This window comes from Burkholderia sp. BKH01 (genome assembly GCF_025685725.1).
Classification (GTDB): domain Bacteria; phylum Pseudomonadota; class Gammaproteobacteria; order Burkholderiales; family Burkholderiaceae; genus Burkholderia; species Burkholderia pyrrocinia_C.
On sequence record NZ_JAOTQT010000033.1, the window covers coordinates 1 to 14,913 of the forward strand.

At 66.1% G+C, this 14,913-nt stretch carries 18 protein-coding genes; 11 read left to right on the forward strand and 7 right to left on the reverse strand.

What is annotated here, in order from left to right; translation table 11 throughout:
- Together OEJ37_RS31295 and OEJ37_RS31300 are read left to right on the forward strand one after the other, a co-directional pair.
- The coding region (locus OEJ37_RS31295) for an ABC transporter permease (protein ID WP_263348683.1) at positions 1-1,169 on the forward strand (1,169 nt) is incomplete at its 5' end.
- Positions 1,170-1,191: 22 nt separating this feature from the next.
- Positions 1,192-2,529 (forward strand): nitrate/sulfonate/bicarbonate ABC transporter ATP-binding protein, encoded by a 1,338-nt coding sequence (locus OEJ37_RS31300; RefSeq protein ID WP_263348686.1) that lies wholly within the window; start codon positions 1,192-1,194, stop codon positions 2,527-2,529.
- A gap of 66 nt (positions 2,530-2,595) precedes the next feature.
- On the opposite strand, the gene OEJ37_RS31305 is transcribed toward OEJ37_RS31300, so the two are convergent.
- Positions 2,596-3,090, reverse strand: a complete 495-nt coding sequence (locus OEJ37_RS31305) for a hypothetical protein (RefSeq protein ID WP_152864344.1) — start codon at positions 3,088-3,090, stop codon at positions 2,596-2,598.
- The gene (locus OEJ37_RS31310) at positions 3,087-3,677 is read right to left on the reverse strand and encodes a hypothetical protein (RefSeq protein ID WP_175944864.1); all 591 of its coding nucleotides are present in this window, start codon (positions 3,675-3,677) and stop codon (positions 3,087-3,089) included. Before OEJ37_RS31310 ends, OEJ37_RS31305 begins: the two co-directional genes overlap by 4 nt.
- A 246-nt stretch (positions 3,678-3,923) precedes the next feature.
- On the opposite strand from OEJ37_RS31310, the gene OEJ37_RS31315 reads away from it, so the two are divergent.
- From OEJ37_RS31315 to OEJ37_RS31325, 3 genes are all read left to right on the forward strand, one after another.
- Complete coding sequence (locus tag OEJ37_RS31315) at positions 3,924-4,121, forward strand: hypothetical protein (protein WP_047898721.1); 198 nt, start codon at positions 3,924-3,926, stop codon at positions 4,119-4,121.
- Between the two features lie 136 nt (positions 4,122-4,257).
- Positions 4,258-5,679, forward strand: a complete 1,422-nt coding sequence (otsA, locus tag OEJ37_RS31320) for an alpha,alpha-trehalose-phosphate synthase (UDP-forming) (protein ID WP_263348692.1) — start codon at positions 4,258-4,260, stop codon at positions 5,677-5,679.
- Entirely contained in the window at positions 5,672-6,268 is a 597-nt protein-coding gene (locus tag OEJ37_RS31325) for an AAA family ATPase (RefSeq protein ID WP_175919266.1), read from the forward strand. The genes otsA and OEJ37_RS31325 overlap by 8 nt, the downstream gene beginning before the upstream one ends.
- Positions 6,269-6,305: 37 nt before the next feature.
- On the opposite strand, the gene OEJ37_RS31330 is transcribed toward OEJ37_RS31325, so the two are convergent.
- Both OEJ37_RS31330 and OEJ37_RS31335 read right to left on the reverse strand, forming a co-directional pair.
- Positions 6,306-7,673, reverse strand: a complete 1,368-nt coding sequence (locus tag OEJ37_RS31330; protein ID WP_174418130.1) for an MFS transporter — start codon at positions 7,671-7,673, stop codon at positions 6,306-6,308.
- A 185-nt stretch (positions 7,674-7,858) separates the two neighbouring features.
- Positions 7,859-8,239, reverse strand: a complete 381-nt coding sequence (locus OEJ37_RS31335) for a DUF5594 family protein (protein ID WP_263348695.1) — start codon at positions 8,237-8,239, stop codon at positions 7,859-7,861.
- Between the two features lie 117 nt (positions 8,240-8,356).
- On the opposite strand from OEJ37_RS31335, the gene OEJ37_RS31340 reads away from it, so the two are divergent.
- Positions 8,357-8,758: a hypothetical protein gene (locus OEJ37_RS31340; RefSeq protein ID WP_174418132.1), complete on the forward strand. Its 402-nt coding sequence runs from the start codon at positions 8,357-8,359 to the stop codon at positions 8,756-8,758.
- A gap of 198 nt (positions 8,759-8,956) precedes the next feature.
- Here OEJ37_RS31340 and OEJ37_RS31345 read toward each other — a convergent pair whose 3' ends face one another.
- Entirely contained in the window at positions 8,957-9,274 is a 318-nt protein-coding gene (locus OEJ37_RS31345) for a hypothetical protein (protein WP_263348700.1), read from the reverse strand.
- Positions 9,275-9,417: 143 nt separating this feature from the next.
- Here OEJ37_RS31345 and eco point away from each other — a divergent pair, with 143 nt between their 5' ends.
- Positions 9,418-9,918: a serine protease inhibitor ecotin gene (eco, locus tag OEJ37_RS31350; protein ID WP_174418134.1), complete on the forward strand. Its 501-nt coding sequence runs from the start codon at positions 9,418-9,420 to the stop codon at positions 9,916-9,918.
- 45 nt (positions 9,919-9,963) lie between these two features.
- On the opposite strand, the gene OEJ37_RS31355 is transcribed toward eco, so the two are convergent.
- Positions 9,964-10,578 (reverse strand): TetR/AcrR family transcriptional regulator, encoded by a 615-nt coding sequence (locus tag OEJ37_RS31355; protein ID WP_174418135.1) that lies wholly within the window; start codon positions 10,576-10,578, stop codon positions 9,964-9,966.
- 115 nt (positions 10,579-10,693) lie between these two features.
- Here OEJ37_RS31355 and OEJ37_RS31360 point away from each other — a divergent pair, with 115 nt between their 5' ends.
- Positions 10,694-11,434 (forward strand): SDR family NAD(P)-dependent oxidoreductase, encoded by a 741-nt coding sequence (locus OEJ37_RS31360; RefSeq protein WP_263348705.1) that lies wholly within the window; start codon positions 10,694-10,696, stop codon positions 11,432-11,434.
- A 43-nt stretch (positions 11,435-11,477) separates the two neighbouring features.
- On the opposite strand, the gene OEJ37_RS31365 is transcribed toward OEJ37_RS31360, so the two are convergent.
- Entirely contained in the window at positions 11,478-11,924 is a 447-nt protein-coding gene (locus OEJ37_RS31365) for a hypothetical protein (RefSeq protein ID WP_263348708.1), read from the reverse strand.
- A gap of 265 nt (positions 11,925-12,189) precedes the next feature.
- Between OEJ37_RS31365 and OEJ37_RS31370 the strand changes: the two genes are divergently transcribed.
- From OEJ37_RS31370 to rfbG, 3 genes are all read left to right on the forward strand, one after another.
- On the forward strand, positions 12,190-12,402 hold the full coding sequence (locus OEJ37_RS31370) for a hypothetical protein (RefSeq protein WP_254624547.1): 213 nt from the start codon (positions 12,190-12,192) through the stop codon (positions 12,400-12,402).
- A gap of 668 nt (positions 12,403-13,070) precedes the next feature.
- Complete coding sequence (gene rfbF / locus OEJ37_RS31375) at positions 13,071-13,844, forward strand: glucose-1-phosphate cytidylyltransferase (RefSeq protein ID WP_105393834.1); 774 nt, start codon at positions 13,071-13,073, stop codon at positions 13,842-13,844.
- The gene (gene rfbG / locus OEJ37_RS31380) at positions 13,826-14,911 is read left to right on the forward strand and encodes a CDP-glucose 4,6-dehydratase (RefSeq protein ID WP_263348713.1); all 1,086 of its coding nucleotides are present in this window, start codon (positions 13,826-13,828) and stop codon (positions 14,909-14,911) included. The genes rfbF and rfbG overlap by 19 nt, the downstream gene beginning before the upstream one ends.
- The last annotated feature ends 2 nt before the right edge of the window (positions 14,912-14,913 follow it).

Genomic DNA, 14,913 nt, shown 5'->3' on the forward strand with positions numbered 1-14,913 from the left:
TCTGGAACATGATGATGTCGATGTCGGGCGGCTGGTTCTTCGTCGTCGCGTCGGAAGCGATCACGGTCGGCAACCAGACGATCACGCTGCCGGGGATCGGCGCGTATCTCGCGCAGGCGATCTCGGACAAGAACCTCGGCGCGGTCGGCTGGGTGATCCTCACGATGACGGTCGTGATCCTCGCGTACGACCAGTTCCTGTTCCGCCCGCTCGTCGCGTGGGCCGACAAGTTCCGGATGGAGAACACGAGCTCGGGCAACGCGCCGGAGTCGTGGCTGCTCGACCTCGTGCGCCGCACGCGCCTGATCCATCAACTGCTCGTGCCGGCCGGCTGGTTCTTCGCCAAGGCCGCGCGGATTCCGCTGCGCCTGCCGCTGTCCGGCACGATGCGCTTCACGCTGCCGCGCGTCGAGAAGAAGGCGTCGCGCACGGTCGACATCGCATGGGCGACCCTCGTGCTGATCGGCACGGCCTATATCGTGTGGCGTGTCGTCAGCTTCGTGTCGACCGGCGTGACGATGGGCGAGGTCGGCCATGTGCTCGTGCTCGGGCTCATCACGCTGCTGCGTGTGGTCGTGCTGATCGCGATCGCGTCGGTGATCTGGGTGCCGATCGGCGTGTGGGTCGGGCTGCGCCCGAGGCTGGCCGAGAAGCTGCAGCCGCTCGCGCAGTTCCTGGCCGCGTTTCCGGCGAACCTGCTGTTCCCGGTGTTCGTGATCGTGATCGCGGGCTTCCACCTGAACCCCGACATCTGGCTGTCGCCGCTGATCGTGCTCGGCACGCAGTGGTATATCCTGTTCAACGTGATCGCCGGCGCAACGTCCTATCCGAACGACTATCGTGAAGCGGCGACGAACTTCCGCATCCGTGGCTGGCAGTGGTGGCGGCAGGCGATCCTGCCGGGCATCTTCCCGTACTACGTGACCGGCGCGATTACCGCGTCGGGCGGCGCATGGAACGCGAGCATCGTGTCGGAAGCCGTGCAGTGGGGTAACACCAAGATCGAGGCGCACGGCCTCGGCGCGTACATCGCGCAGACCACCGCCGCCGGCGATTTCCCGAAGATCATCCTGGGCATCGCCGTGATGTCCCTGTTCGTCACCCTGTTCAACCGTCTGCTGTGGCGCCCGCTGTATGCCTTCGCCGAAGCGAAGCTGCGGCTCGACTGAGACCGATTGAGAGCGAAACGCGATGCACAATCCGAATGCTGTAAACGCCCCCGTCCAGACGTCCCAGCCACCGCGCCTCGGCGAGGAAATCCTGCGCGTCGATCATGTCTGCCGCGGCTTCAACAAGACGCAAGGCGAGCTGCTCGTGCTCGACGATGCGAACCTGTCGCTGCGCGAGGGCGAGATCGTCGGGCTGCTCGGCCGCTCCGGCTCGGGCAAGTCGACGCTGCTGCGGATCATCGCCGGCCTGATCGAGCCGACCGGCGGTGAAGTGACCTATCTCGGCCAGCCGCTGCGCGGCCCGGCCGAAGGCGTCGCGATGGTGTTCCAGACGTTTGCGCTGTTCCCGTGGCTCACCGTGTTGCAGAACGTTGAAGCCGGCCTCGAAGCGCTCGGCGTCGGCGCGCGCGAGCGGCGCGAGCGCGCACTCGCCGCGATCGACCTGATCGGTCTCGACGGTTTCGAGAACGCGTACCCGCGCGAGCTGTCGGGCGGCATGCGCCAGCGCGTGGGTTTTGCGCGCGCGCTCGTCGTCGATCCGACGATCCTGTTGATGGACGAGCCGTTCTCGGCGCTCGACGTGCTGACGGCCGAGACGCTGCGTACCGACCTGCTCGACCTGTGGACGCAAGGGCGGATGCCGATCAAGTCGGTGCTGATCGTCACGCACAACATCGAGGAAGCCGTGTTCATGTGCGACCGGATTCTCGTGCTGTCGTCGAACCCGGGCCGCGTGATCGCCGAGATCAAGGTGCCGTTCAAGCATCCGCGCAACCGGCTCGACACCGATTTCCGCAAGCTCGTCGACGACATCTACGCGAAGATGACCGCGCGCCAGACCAACGAGGCGACGAAGAAGGGGCTCGAACTCGGCAGCTGGCTGCCGCAGGTGTCGACCAACCTGATGGCCGGCCTGATCGAAACGCTCGCGATGGCGCCGTACCACGGCCGTGCCGACATGCCGGAAATCGCGCGCACGCTGCATCTGGAAGTCGACGAGCTGTTTCCGATTGCCGAAGTGCTGCAGTACCTCGGTTTCGCGGACGTGCGGGAAGGCGATGTGTTCCTGACGCCGCCCGCACGCGTGTTCGCGGAATTCGGCACGCAGGAGCGCAAGCTGATGTTCGCGGATCACCTGCTGAAGCACGTGCCGCTGGCCGCACGGATCAAGAAGGTGCTGAACGAGCGCCCGGGCCACCGCGCGCCGCGCGTGCGCTTCGAGCAGGAACTCGAGGATTCCCTGTCGGACGGCGCGGCCGAGGAAACGCTCGACGCGGTGATCGACTGGGGCCGCTACGGCGAGATCTTCTCGTACAACGACCAGACCGAAATCTTCAGCCTCGAGGACGTCGAGTCCTGATCGATTGCGCCGGGCCGTGCGGCCCGGCAGCCGCGTGCACCGCGCGTCACGCGGTGCATTGCCCCGTTACTGCAAATTCCCCCACCGATCGACGGCCGGTTCGGCCGCCGCCCATTTCCAGTGCGTGCCTTGCTGGCACGCACTCGCGAAGTACCAGTCGGCCTTGTCGCCGTCCTTCACCGAGAACGCGAATTCCTTGCACAGCGCGAGCGCCGACGAGTACGCGCGCGTGACACGCACTTCGCCTTCGCCGTTTTCCAGCGGCAGCGTGTTCTTCACCTTCCACGGTTTCACTTCGCCGACGGCCAGGCTGCCTGCCGCCTTCGCGATCGCGTCCTGCTGGTTCTGATGGAGCTGCTTCATCGTGCGGTTGACGGCCTCGTCGGTCGCGGCCTGCACGGCAATCCCGACGCCGACGCCGACCGCCGGGTTCGCGGTGACGAGGCCCGTCGCCGCACCGGCGAGCGCGCCGCTCGCCGCGCCGACCGACCCGCAGCCCGACAGCGTGGCCGCCGCCGCGCAAAGCGCGCCGATCGCCGCGATACGGATCGCGACGCTCATTGCAGCGCGCCCCAGCGTTCGGTCGCCGGCTCGGCCGACGCCCATTTCCACACGGGGCCGTCGCGGCAGATGGTGGCGACGTAGAACGCCGATTGCGCAGCCTTGTCGGGCTTCGCGGGCGTGTCGACTGCGAACACGATTTCCTTGCAGTCGAGCGGACCGACGCTGATCATCCGGCTGACCGTCACGCGGCCCTGCTCGTCGTCCTCGATCGGGAACGAGTGGTGCGTCGACCACGGCGCGACGCCGCCCACGTCGAGCGGGGCGGCCGCCTTCGCGATCTGTTCCTGCGTGTAGCGGTGCGCGACGCGCTGCGAGTACTGGACGCCCGCACGCGCGCCGGCGACGGCGCCGAGGCCGATGCCCGTCGCGACGGCGGCGTTGTTGGTGACCTTGGACGCGATCGCGGCACCCGCGATACCGGCGCCGGCTGTCGCGCCTTCGCTGTAAAGCGAGTTGCAGCCGGACAGCAGTGCGGCCGTGGCGAGCGCGGCGAGCACGACGCGCGCCGGCATGGCCCGGCGCGACGATTCGAAACGAATGTTCATCCCTGAGTGCAAGTCCTGTCTGGGTGAGCGGCGACGCATGCGCGCCCCATGTCGCGTCATTGTTTCGCAATTGTCATAGGGAAAATGCAAAGCTTTGACAAATCGCCGGACGGCATGTCGCGCGGGCGCGCGGCGCTATTCTCGGACAGATGGTTGCCGCGGGGTCGAAACGTTACAAATTGAAGGCAATTGTTACCTTGGCGTGCAAGGAACCGACCTAGACTGTTTTGTTATGGAATGTTTCTCCGACGGCTTCGAGCCGCGCCATATATGAGACACCCAGCCATGCGTCGTCCGAAACGGTTTTCGCATCGGCCACCCGACGCGGGGGCGGACCAACCACGTCCGCAGACCGACGCGCCATCCGCACCGCCTGCCGGTGCGCCCGGCGAGACGCCGTCCGACGGCGATCACAACCAGGGCGGTGCGCGCCCGGAAGGGCTCGACTATCAACGCGACCTCGGCCAGGAGCAGGACGCTTGATCCCGTCGTCGTCGCATTCCGCTGCCGTATTTCATTGCATTTCTCGGAACTGAATCGCTGCGCGGCCGCCTTCGGGCAGCCGCGTCCGCCTTGGCGCGCGGCGCGCCAGCCAATCGAATCGAGGAGGGGAAGCCGCATGAGCAGATTGATCGTGGTATCGAACCGTGTCGCAGCCGGCGAGGACACGCGCCCGAGCGCGGGCGGCCTCGCTGTCGGCGTGATGGACGCGCTGAAGGAAACCGGCGGCGTCTGGTTCGGCTGGAACGGTGAGATCGTCGGCGCGCCGGATGCCGAACCCGCGATCCAGCGGGACGGCAACGTGACCTACGCGACGGTCGGGCTGACCCGGCGCGACTACGACCAGTACTACCGCGGCTTCTCGAACGCGACGCTGTGGCCGGTGTTCCATTACCGCGGCGACCTCGCGCGCTTCGACCGGCAGGAGTACGCAGGGTATCTGCGCGTGAACGCGATGCTCGCGAAGCAGCTCGCCGCGCTGCTGCGGCCCGACGACCTGATCTGGGTTCACGACTATCATCTGCTGCCGTTCGCGCATTTCCTGCGCGAGCTCGGCGTGAAGAACCCGATCGGCTTCTTCCTGCACATCCCGTTTCCGTCGCCTGACATGCTGCGTCTCGTGCCGCCGCACGAGGAACTCGTGAAGTTCATGTGCGCGTACGACGTCGCGGGCTTCCAGACCGATACCGACAAGCAGGCGTTCACCGATTACATCGAGCGGCGCGGCATAGGCGCGGCGAGCGACGACGGGATGCTGCATGCGCACGGCCGCGTCGTGAAGGTCGCCGCCTATCCGATCGGCGTGCATCCGGACGCGATCGCGCAGGCGGCTGTCCAGCACGGCACGCGCAAGCCGGTGAAGATGCTGCGCGAGGCGCTCGGCGGCCGCAAGCTGGTGATGAGCGTCGACCGCCTCGATTACTCGAAGGGGCTGGTCGAGCGCTTCCAGTCGTTCGAGCGGATGCTCGCGAACGCACCGGGCTGGCAGGGGCGCGTGTCGCTCGTGCAGATCGCGCCGCCGACGCGTTCCGACGTGCAGACCTACCAGGACATCCGCGAAACGCTCGAAGGCGAGGCCGGCCGCATCAACGGCCGCTTTTCGCAACTCGACTGGACGCCGATCCAGTACCTGAACCGCAAGTACGAGCGCAACCTGCTGATGGCGTTCTTCCGGATGTCGCAGGTCGGCTACGTGACGCCGCTGCGCGACGGGATGAATCTCGTCGCGAAGGAATATGTCGCGTCGCAGGATCCGGCCGATCCGGGCGTGCTCGTGCTGTCGGAGTTCGCGGGTGCGGCGGCCGAGCTGACCGGTGCGCTCCTCATCAATCCGTACGACCTGTCGCAGATGGCCGAGGCGCTCGAGCGCGCGCTGTCGATGCCGCTCGCGGAGCGGCAGGCGCGCCACGAGGAGAACCTCGCGCGGCTGCACGAGAACGACCTGTCGGTCTGGCGCGATACGTTCGTCGCCGACTTGCGCAGTGTCGCGGCCGCCGTATCGGTCACGCAGCGCGCGGGCCGGCGGGTTGCGCATGCGTGAGTTCGCGCAGGGAGCCGCGGGCGAGGGCGGCGACGCGATCAACGATGCAACCGGCCGTTTCTTCGTCGTGACGGGCGGCCCGGGCTCGGGCAAGAGCACGTTGCTCGACGCGCTGGAGCGTGCCGGTTTCGCGCGCTCGCAGGAGGCCGGGCGAGGCGTGATCCGCGACCAGATGGCCGTCGACGGCCACGCGCTGCCGTGGCGCGACCCGGCAGCGTTCGCCGAGCTGATGCTGAGCTGGGAGATGCGCTCGTATCATCTCGCGCGGCACGCGCGCGGGCCCGTGTTCTTCGACCGCGGCGTGCCGGACGTGGTCGGCTACCTGCGGCTGACCGGGCTGGCGGTGCCCGCGCACGCGGAAGCCGCGGCGCGCCGTTTCCGTTATCACCGGCGCGTATTCATCGCGCCGCCGTGGCCCGACATCTATGCGCAGGACACCGAGCGCCGGCAGGATTTCGCGGAAGCCGTGCGCACCTACGACGCGATGGTCGATTGCTACACGGCATACGGGTACCGGCTGATCGAGTTGCCGCGCGTGAGCGTGAAGGCGCGCGTGCGTTTCGTGATGGACGCGCTCGACGCCGCATGACGCGCGTGTGCGCCCGTGTGTGCGGCGCGCGTTGGTGTCAGGCCGCCGCGTCCGGCCGCGGCGACGCGATGCGCAGCATGCTCACGACCGCGGCCACCGCCGCGAAGGCCGTGGCGACATAGAGCGCGACCGTCGGCCCGCGATCGGGCGCGAGCCCGAAAATCAGCGCGACGAGTGCGGCGCCGAGCGTCTGGCCCGTCAGTCGCGCGGTGCTCAGCATGCCGCCGGCGCCGCCGCTGCGCTCGCGCGGCGCCGACGACAGCATCGCGCGGTTGTTCGGCGACTGGAACAGCCCGAAGCCCGCACCGCACAGCGCCATCCGCCACACGATGTCGACGGTGCCGGGGTGTGCGCCGATCGTCGCGAGCGACAGCAGCCCGGCCGCGAACAGCGCGAGCCCGATCCCGCCGAGGATGCCGGCCGAATAGCGGTCCGACAGCACGCCCGCGAGCGGCGCGGCGAACACGATCACGAGCGGCCACGGCGTCATGTACAGGCCGGTCTCGACCTGCGAGAAGCCGAGCGAATTCTGCAGCCAGAACGGCAGAGCGACGAACGCGAGCATCTGCGACGTGAACGACGCCATCGACGTATAGACCGACAGCGCGAACATCGGGATGCGCATCAGGTCGACGGGCAATAGCGGCGCCGGCTGCGACAACTGGCGTTTCACGAAGAAGTAGCCGACGACGCATGCGACGATCAGCTCGGCCGCGACGTACGCATGGCGTTCGCCGTGGCCGAGCCCGTCGACGGCCGTGATCAGCAGGCCGAACACGCACGCGTTCATCAGTGCGCTCGCGAAATCGTACGGCGCGTCGTGCAGCGGGTTGGCCGGCAGCGCGCGCAGGCTGCCGAGTACCGCAGCGATGCCGATCGGCACGTTGACTGCGAACAGCCACGGCCACGACGCGAACGACAGGATCGCGGACGCGACCGTCGGCCCGATCGCCGACGACAGCGCGACCACCATCGCATTGATCGACAACCCGCGCCCGAGCATCGACGACGGGTAGATCATCCGCACGAGCGCCGCGTTGACGCTCATGATGCCGGCCGCGCCGAAACCCTGGATCACGCGCATCACGGCCAGCATCGGCAGCGAGCCGGCGAGCGCGCAGCCGAGCGACGCCGCGGTGAACAGCGCGAGCCCGGCGATGTAGATGCGGCGATAGCCGATGCGCTCGCCGAGCGACGCGAGCGGCAGCAGCGTGATCGTGACCGCGAGCTGGTACGCGTTGACGATCCAGATCGACGCGGCGTCGGATGCGTGCAGGTCGCGCGCGATCGTCGGCAGCGCGACGTTCGCGATGGCGCCGTCGAGCACGGCGAGCGTGATGCCCAGTGCGACGCAGACGATCGCCCAGTAGCGTTGCGGAAGCGGCAGGCCGGTATCAGCGTTCATGGCGGGAGCGAAAGCGTGGTTGTCCGCGCGCCCGGTTGCCGGTTGCGTGCGCAACCATGCGAAAAGGGTGGAGGCGGCGATGAACGGCTGGCCGGCGCGGCTGCGCCGGACCGGGGCCGGTTGAGTGTATCACCGGCGCGCATTGAGCGACGCCGGCACGCGCGGCTGGCGGCCGGCGCGTGCGCTCAGCCTTCGAAGTCGAGGCCGCCGAGCCGCACGAGCGGGTCGGCCTGCGTGCGCGACGCGAGATCGATGTCGCGTGCGCCCTGCCACGCGCCCAGCTTTTTCGGCAGCGCGGACAGGTAGTTCTCGAAGCGCTGCGGGCCGTCCGGCTCCATCAGCCGCTCGATTTCGTCGGTGTCCCAGGTCAGCTCGAGGTTCAGCGGATGCACGAAGCCGCTCACATGCTCGTGCGGCGCGCTGCGGATCTGTACGCGCGTCGGGTGCCCGTGCCCGCCGTACGGGACGACGTCGGTCAGTACGTGATCGGCGAAGAAGGCGGCGATTGCCTGCGCGATGCGCGGCGCGAATTCGGTATCGAAACGGCGGGCGGTTTCGGGCTGCATGAAGGCGTCTCCTGTGTGCCGAAAATCGTAGCACGGCGACGACGCGTTTCGGTGTGCGCGATACCGGTAATGGCGCGTTACCACTTGCTGCATCTATTACGGCCGCGTGCCGCCACAATGCATCGCATCGAGTACCACTTCGCGTGGGAGTCCATCATGAAAAAGATTGCCGCAGTGTGTGTCCTCGCCGGTTCGCTCGCCGTGGCGGGCCCGGCGTCCGCGCATGGCCGCGACGGTGGCGCCGTCATCGGCGCATTGATCGGCGGCGCGGTGCTGGGCGCGATCGTGACGTCCGCGATGAGTCCGCCCGTCGTGTATCAGGCGCCCGCATACCAGGCACCGGCCTATCAGCCGCCGACGTACTACCAGGCGCCCGCGTACCAGCAGCCTGCCTATCCGACCTACCAGCAGGCGCAGTACCAGGACGACGGCCCGAACTATTGCTACGACCGCTACCAGCGCGCGTATGCGTGCGGTGCGCCGGTGTCGGGCGGCTACGCGCAACCGGCCGGTTGGTAAGCGGGCAGGCGGGCGCGCGGCGCGTGACCGGGTTCGGTGCCGGCTGGCCGGCGCCCACCGAAGTTCGCTTCGCCGGACCGGACGACAAAAGGCCCTCGCTTGATGCGAGGGCCTTTTTTTCTGTGGTCGTCCATTCGACCGCGTGACGTGCCGGCCTTCGGCGGGCCGTGCGCGGATACAAACGGTTGCAAATGCGCGTCAGTGGCGATGGCCGCCGTCGTCGCCGCGCCCGCCGCCATCGTTCCAATCGCCGCGGCGTCCGCCGCCGCGTCCCCAGCCGTTGCCGCGGTTGCCGCGATCGCCGTCCCAGCGGCGGTCGTCGCGGCGGCCGCGATCCCAGTCGCGCCCGCCGCCGCCCCAGATGTTGACCGTGCCGTACACGGGGGAAGGGCCGTACGCGTAGCCGGGATCGGCATAGTAGGGCTGTCCGTAGCCGTAGCCGTATCCGGCGTCGGGAGCGACGACGCAGCCGGCCAGCAGGGTCGCGACGCCGGCGGCAGCAATGAGCTTCAGCATGATGATCTCCGTTGGTTCACCTATAAGTACCGCGCGCGGGGATTGCCGGCTGTTCGGAATTGTGTCGTGAAATTACAGCGTCGTAAGGTCTCGCGCCGAAAGTGTTAACATCCGGGGCTCATTTGTTTTTCAGGAGCACATCGATGAAATTCGCGATTCGGGCCGCCCTGGCCGCTTTCTGCGTCACGACTGCCGCCGCGTGCGTGGCTGGCCCCGCATCGGCGCCCGCCGTGCCGGCCGAGTCGATCAAGATGTTTCCGCAGGCCGCGGCCGGCCAGCAGCGCGTCGTGATCGCGCTGCCCGCGCTCGAGAACGAGGGAGATGCGCGCGTCGAGCTGATGATCGGCAAGACGCTGCAGACCGACTGCAACCAGCAGTGGTTCGGTGGCGAGCTGACTGCCGAGGACGTGAAGGGCTGGGGTTATACGTACTACCGGCTCACCGATGTGAAGGGGCCGGCGTCGACGCTGATGGCGTGCCCGGGTCAGGCGCCGCAGCAACGCTTCGTGCAGGTGCGCGGCGACGGCCAGCTGCTGCGCTACAACAGCCGCCTGCCGCTCGTCGTGTATGTGCCGGACGGCTTCGAGGTGCGCTATCGCGTGTGGCATGCGTCGAAGGACGTGCAGCACGCGGCGAAGCAGTAACAGCAACGTGTCGGCGCGGCCGCGCGCGGTTGCGGCGTCCTGCCGCTAGACGCCGCTCGCGCCGACGAGCGCCGGCCACGCGGCCAGCGCGGCTTGCGCGATCGCCTCCAGATCGCGACGGCTCGCGCCGTCGCGCGCCTGGATCGACATCCCCTGTTGAACCGTCACGTAGTACCGCGCGATCGTGTCGAGGTTCGCGTGCGCCGCGATCTCGCCGGTCGCGACACCTTGGCTGAGGCGCTCGCGCAGCGCTTCGACCGTGCGTTCGCGCATCGCGATCAGCGTTTGCCGGACGGTGTCGGAACGCTCGGCCGGATGCAGCGCCGACAGCACGATCAGGCAGCCGGCCGGCTTCGACCGCCGCGTGAACACGCGTGCGGTATCCATCAGGTAGTTCCGCACGGCGTCGTGCGCGCTGCCGGCCTGTTCGACGCCATCCCAGATTTCCCGTCCCTCCGTTGCACGGTAGTGCTCGAGCGCCTGCCGGAACAACGCTTCCTTGCTGCCGAACGCCGCATACAGGCTCGGTGATGCAATGCCCATCGCGGCCGTCAGGTCCGCCATCGACGCACCCTCGTAACCGAGGCGCCAGAACACCTCCATCGCGCGATCCAACGCCGCTTCCTTGTCGAAGCTTCTCGGTCGGCCCCGTTCAGCCATTGCGTCCATTCCTTCGTCGATATCTGTATCGATCGATAAAATAATTCAATTGGCAGGGCCGCGCAACTTGCCACATTCTGTGTCGACCGATACATAAATGAGGAAAGGAACGAACATGAATCGACTTCAGGGCAAGCGTGCACTTGTGACGGGCGGCAGCCGCGGCATTGGCGCGGCCATCGCGAAGCGGCTGGCGGCCGACGGCGCGGACGTCGCGATCACTTACGAAAAATCGGCCGAGCGGGCGCAGGCCGTCGTCGCCGGCGTCGAGGCGCTGGGCCGGCGCGCCGTCGCAATCCAGGCCGATAGTGCCGATCCGGTTGCCGTTCGTAGCGCGGTTGATCGTGCTGCGGAAGCGTTCGGCGGTCTCGACATCCTCGTGAACAACGCGGGGATCTTCCGCGCAGGCGCGCTGGACGACCTCACGCTCGACGATATCGACGCGACGCTGAACGTGAACGTGCGCGCGGTGATCGTCGCGTCGCAGGCGGCGGCGCGGCATCTCGGGGAGGGCGGGCGCATCGTGTCGACCGGCAGTTGCCTCGCGACGCGCGTGCCCGATGCGGGGATGAGCCTCTATGCGGCGAGCAAGGCCGCGCTGATCGGCTGGACGCAGGGGCTCGCGCGCGATCTCGGGCCGCGCGGCATCACGGTCAACATCGTGCATCCGGGGGCGACGGATACCGACATGAATCCGGCCGATGGCGAACATGCCGGTGCACAGCGTTCGCGGATGGCGATTCCGCAGTACGGCAAGGCCGATGACGTGGCTGCGCTTGTTGCGTTCGTCGTCGGGCCGGAAGGGCGGTCGATCAACGGGACCGGGTTGACGATCGATGGCGGTGCGAACGCGTAGATGCCGATGCCTGGCATGATTTGGCCGGGCGGCGTTGCGTTCGTTATCGGCAGCCGAGCCGTCGATGCTCGGCTTCCAGGTCGGCCCGCTTGTCGTGAGCGCGCAGTTCGTTGCGCGGTTTGCCGTCCGGGCCGATTCCGCGCACGACCTTCTGGCCGCGATCGGGTGCGTGCGTCACCGCATCGATGCCGGCGGCCAGTTCCCTGCAGCGTGCGTCGGAGGACGCCCTTTCCGGGCGCGGTGCTGCCGCGCCGGTGACGTTGGCGACGCCCGGGCTGACGTAGTGCTGTTTCGCGTGCGCCTTGCCGGACGCGGCACCGGTATCGGCGGCGTTCGCCGTGCAGGTCAGGGTCGAAAGCGCGGCCAGTGCCGCGATCGTTCGAATCATGGTCGGGTCCTTGGGTCCGTTGTACATGCCAAGGTTCGGGATTCTACGCAATGCCAGGTGCGTGTCCGTGGCGATCGGGCGAAGTGCGATCGCATGTCGCATGTCAGGGAGATGAGTCGAAGTGGACCGCCAACGGTTTGTGCGTGAGGCGCACAGCGCGGCCAGTCGGGCGACGGAGTTCATTTGCAAGAACGCCGGGCGTACATACGATGAGGCCGCCTCGGGCTCGCAAGAAATCGTATGCGTACAGTCGATCGGGCTGGATACGTGGTCGGGAGCGGTGTCGGATGTCACGGTGGCGGACAACCGCGTGTCGGGCTCCGGTTATGCGGGTTTCCGGGCGTAAGGGAACGTGTGTTCGTTCAGCATGACGGGCAGCACGTTCTCGTCGATCGCTGGCTTGCCGGTCTGGCTGTTGACCAATGGTTGCGCGGCGAACCAGGTCGTCGTCGATGCGAATCGGCTCGGGGACGGCAGTTTGCTGGCGTTGCCGGCGGGGGCGTCGCTGACGGGGGCGATTGCCGTGACGGGCGCGAATGCGAGCTTGATGCCGCAGGCCGGGGCGGGGTTGGTGCAGTGAGAGGTGACTATTGCGCGGCGGCGCAGGCGGGTGGTGGGGGGATGAGGTTAATTCCCGCGAGGTCAGAACCGGCGGCGTTTTCCGGGTGGCGAATTTTCGGGGAAAGTCTGGCCCCCGACAGAATTCATGCATCAGGAATGGAACGGGTGCGAGACGAATGTAGAAATGGCGTCAGACCATAGAACCTGCAGTCGCTTTCATGCCTGATCCGGGTTGCGACTACTTTCGCTCTGAGCGGGAATCTGTTGTAATTTCACGTTTAGTACATGGTTGTCGCGTGGGATTTCGATCCATCGACGAGATGCGTCGGCTCGGAAAGGTGCATTCGTGCCCTCGAGACGTCTCCCATCTGCCGCCCTTGATGGCGTCCGAAACAACGATGTTCCACCAGCGGCGTGACAATCCTGACATCTGAAAGCAGTATCCTTTACGTTTTCGTACAACCCTTGCACTCCGACGTGTCCGGCAAGGTTGCTAACCCGTGCACCCGGCGAAAATATTTTGGTTGTCAAACGAAGTGAAGCAGCTCCTCCAAATTGTCCCGTCGCGACATCAATACGCGAGTCGCGACGACTATCCGGCTCGTCACGCCGGTTGAGCACGGAATCTGCTGTTATCACCCCTCAGGGCAGGGCAGCTGGCCGCTCGACGTTCAACACAGGATTCTGATGAAAGCAGTCATTCTTGCGGGTGGGCTGGGAACGCGCATTTCGGAGGATACGGTCAACCGCCCGAAGCCGATGATCGAAATCGGCGGGAAACCGATCCTCTGGCACATCATGAAGATTTATTCCGCTTACGGTGTGAACGACTTCGTGATCTGCTGCGGCTACAAGGGCTACATGATCAAGGAGTATTTCGCGAATTACTTCCTGCATACGTCCGATGTCACTTTTGATATGCGGACCAATGAAATGCAGGTGCATCAGCGATATTCGGAACCCTGGAAAGTCACGCTGGTTGATACCGGCGAATCGACTATGACGGGGGGGCGTCTCCGTCGCGTGAAGAATTTCGTCAAGGACGAGGCAGCGTTCTGTTTCACGTATGGCGATGGCCTGAGTGACGTTAACATTACCCAACTCGTCGAGTATCACCAGAAGAGCAGCGCGCTCGCCACGCTTGTGGCCGCGTTTCCGCCTGGGCGCTTTGGCGCGCTGGATATTCACGACAATAAGGTCACGTCATTCAAGGAAAAGCCCAAGGGTGACGGCGGCATGATCAATGGCGGTTTCTTCGTACTGTCGCCGAAAGTGATCGATCTGATCTCCGGCGATGCGTGCGTCTGGGAACAGGAGCCGCTCGAGCGCCTCGCTGAGCAGGGCAACCTCGCCGCCTACGAGCACGAAGGATTTTGGCAGCCGATGGATACGTTGAGGGACAAATTGCTCCTCGAAAAACTTTGGCAGACCAATGAGGCGCCATGGAAGGTGTGGTCATGATCGCCCCATCGTTCTGGTCCGGAAAGCGTGTCTTTCTGACGGGCCATACGGGCTTCAAGGGAAGCTGGTTGACGCTGTGGCTCCATTCGCTCGGGGCAGAGGTCACGGGTTATGCGCTCGCGCCCGACACCACGCCAAACCTGTTTTCCCTTGCACGAGTGGACGAGGGTATCGAGTCCGTCATTGGTGATATTCGCGATCGCGGACAGTTGCTCGACGCGCTGCGCCGTGCTGAGCCCGAAGTCGTGATCCACATGGCAGCACAATCGCTCGTTCGCGCGTCGTATTCGAGCCCGGTGGAAACATACGAAACCAACGTAATGGGCACCGTGCACGTGCTGGACGCAATCCGCCAGGTACGCAGTGTCCGATCGGTCGTGATCGTTACGACCGACAAATGCTACGAAAACCGCGAATGGGAATGGGGCTACCGCGAGAATGAAGCAATGGGCGGCTACGACCCATATAGCAGCAGCAAAGGATGCGCCGAACTCGTTACCGCCGCGTATCGCAATTCGTTTTTCAACGAAGCCGCCTACGATACACATCGCGTGGCAATTGCGAGCGCACGTGCCGGTAATGTGATCGGCGGTGGCGACTGGGCATCGGACCGCCTCATTCCGGACATCGTCAAGGCGATCGACGCCGGCGAAATCGTCAACATCCGCAACCCTCACGCGATTCGCCCCTGGCAGCACGTGCTGGAGCCGCTTGGCGGCTATCTGCTGCTTGCCGAGAAACTGTACGTCGAAGGGCCACGTTACGCCGGAGCGTGGAATTTTGGGCCTAACGATATCGATGCACAACCCGTGCAGGCGATTGTCGAGCACCTGACTTCCCGGTGGGGTGACAACGCACGCTGGCAGCTGGATGGCGGCGATCATCCGCACGAGGCTACCTACCTCAAGCTCGACTGTTCAAAAGCACGTGCCCGGCTTGGATGGCGGCCCCGTTGGGATCTCGATTTCACCCTGGACAAGATCGTCGATTGGTACAAGGCGGCGCGCAAGTGCAAGGACGTAAGGACACTGACGCTTTCCCAAATCGCCGACTATACCCGGTCATAGCT

Excerpts from the sequence above, each read along its gene's own strand:
- OEJ37_RS31300 (WP_263348686.1), top strand. The coding sequence starts at position 1,192 with ATGCACAATCCGAATGCTGTAAACGCCCCCGTCCAGACGTCCCAGCCA.
- OEJ37_RS31305 (WP_152864344.1), bottom strand. The coding sequence starts at position 3,090 with ATGAGCGTCGCGATCCGTATCGCGGCGATCGGCGCGCTTTGCGCGGCG.
- OEJ37_RS31310 (WP_175944864.1), bottom strand. The coding sequence starts at position 3,677 with ATGCGTCGCCGCTCACCCAGACAGGACTTGCACTCAGGGATGAACATT.
- OEJ37_RS31315 (WP_047898721.1), top strand. The coding sequence starts at position 3,924 with ATGCGTCGTCCGAAACGGTTTTCGCATCGGCCACCCGACGCGGGGGCG.
- otsA (WP_263348692.1), top strand. The coding sequence starts at position 4,258 with ATGAGCAGATTGATCGTGGTATCGAACCGTGTCGCAGCCGGCGAGGAC.
- OEJ37_RS31325 (WP_175919266.1), top strand. The coding sequence starts at position 5,672 with ATGCGTGAGTTCGCGCAGGGAGCCGCGGGCGAGGGCGGCGACGCGATC.
- OEJ37_RS31330 (WP_174418130.1), bottom strand. The coding sequence starts at position 7,673 with ATGAACGCTGATACCGGCCTGCCGCTTCCGCAACGCTACTGGGCGATC.
- OEJ37_RS31335 (WP_263348695.1), bottom strand. The coding sequence starts at position 8,239 with ATGCAGCCCGAAACCGCCCGCCGTTTCGATACCGAATTCGCGCCGCGC.
- OEJ37_RS31340 (WP_174418132.1), top strand. The coding sequence starts at position 8,357 with ATGCATCGCATCGAGTACCACTTCGCGTGGGAGTCCATCATGAAAAAG.
- OEJ37_RS31345 (WP_263348700.1), bottom strand. The coding sequence starts at position 9,274 with ATGCTGAAGCTCATTGCTGCCGCCGGCGTCGCGACCCTGCTGGCCGGC.
- eco (WP_174418134.1), top strand. The coding sequence starts at position 9,418 with ATGAAATTCGCGATTCGGGCCGCCCTGGCCGCTTTCTGCGTCACGACT.
- OEJ37_RS31355 (WP_174418135.1), bottom strand. The coding sequence starts at position 10,578 with ATGGCTGAACGGGGCCGACCGAGAAGCTTCGACAAGGAAGCGGCGTTG.
- OEJ37_RS31360 (WP_263348705.1), top strand. The coding sequence starts at position 10,694 with ATGAATCGACTTCAGGGCAAGCGTGCACTTGTGACGGGCGGCAGCCGC.
- OEJ37_RS31365 (WP_263348708.1), bottom strand. The coding sequence starts at position 11,924 with ATGCGACATGCGATCGCACTTCGCCCGATCGCCACGGACACGCACCTG.
- OEJ37_RS31370 (WP_254624547.1), top strand. The coding sequence starts at position 12,190 with ATGACGGGCAGCACGTTCTCGTCGATCGCTGGCTTGCCGGTCTGGCTG.
- rfbF (WP_105393834.1), top strand. The coding sequence starts at position 13,071 with ATGAAAGCAGTCATTCTTGCGGGTGGGCTGGGAACGCGCATTTCGGAG.
- rfbG (WP_263348713.1), top strand. The coding sequence starts at position 13,826 with ATGGAAGGTGTGGTCATGATCGCCCCATCGTTCTGGTCCGGAAAGCGT.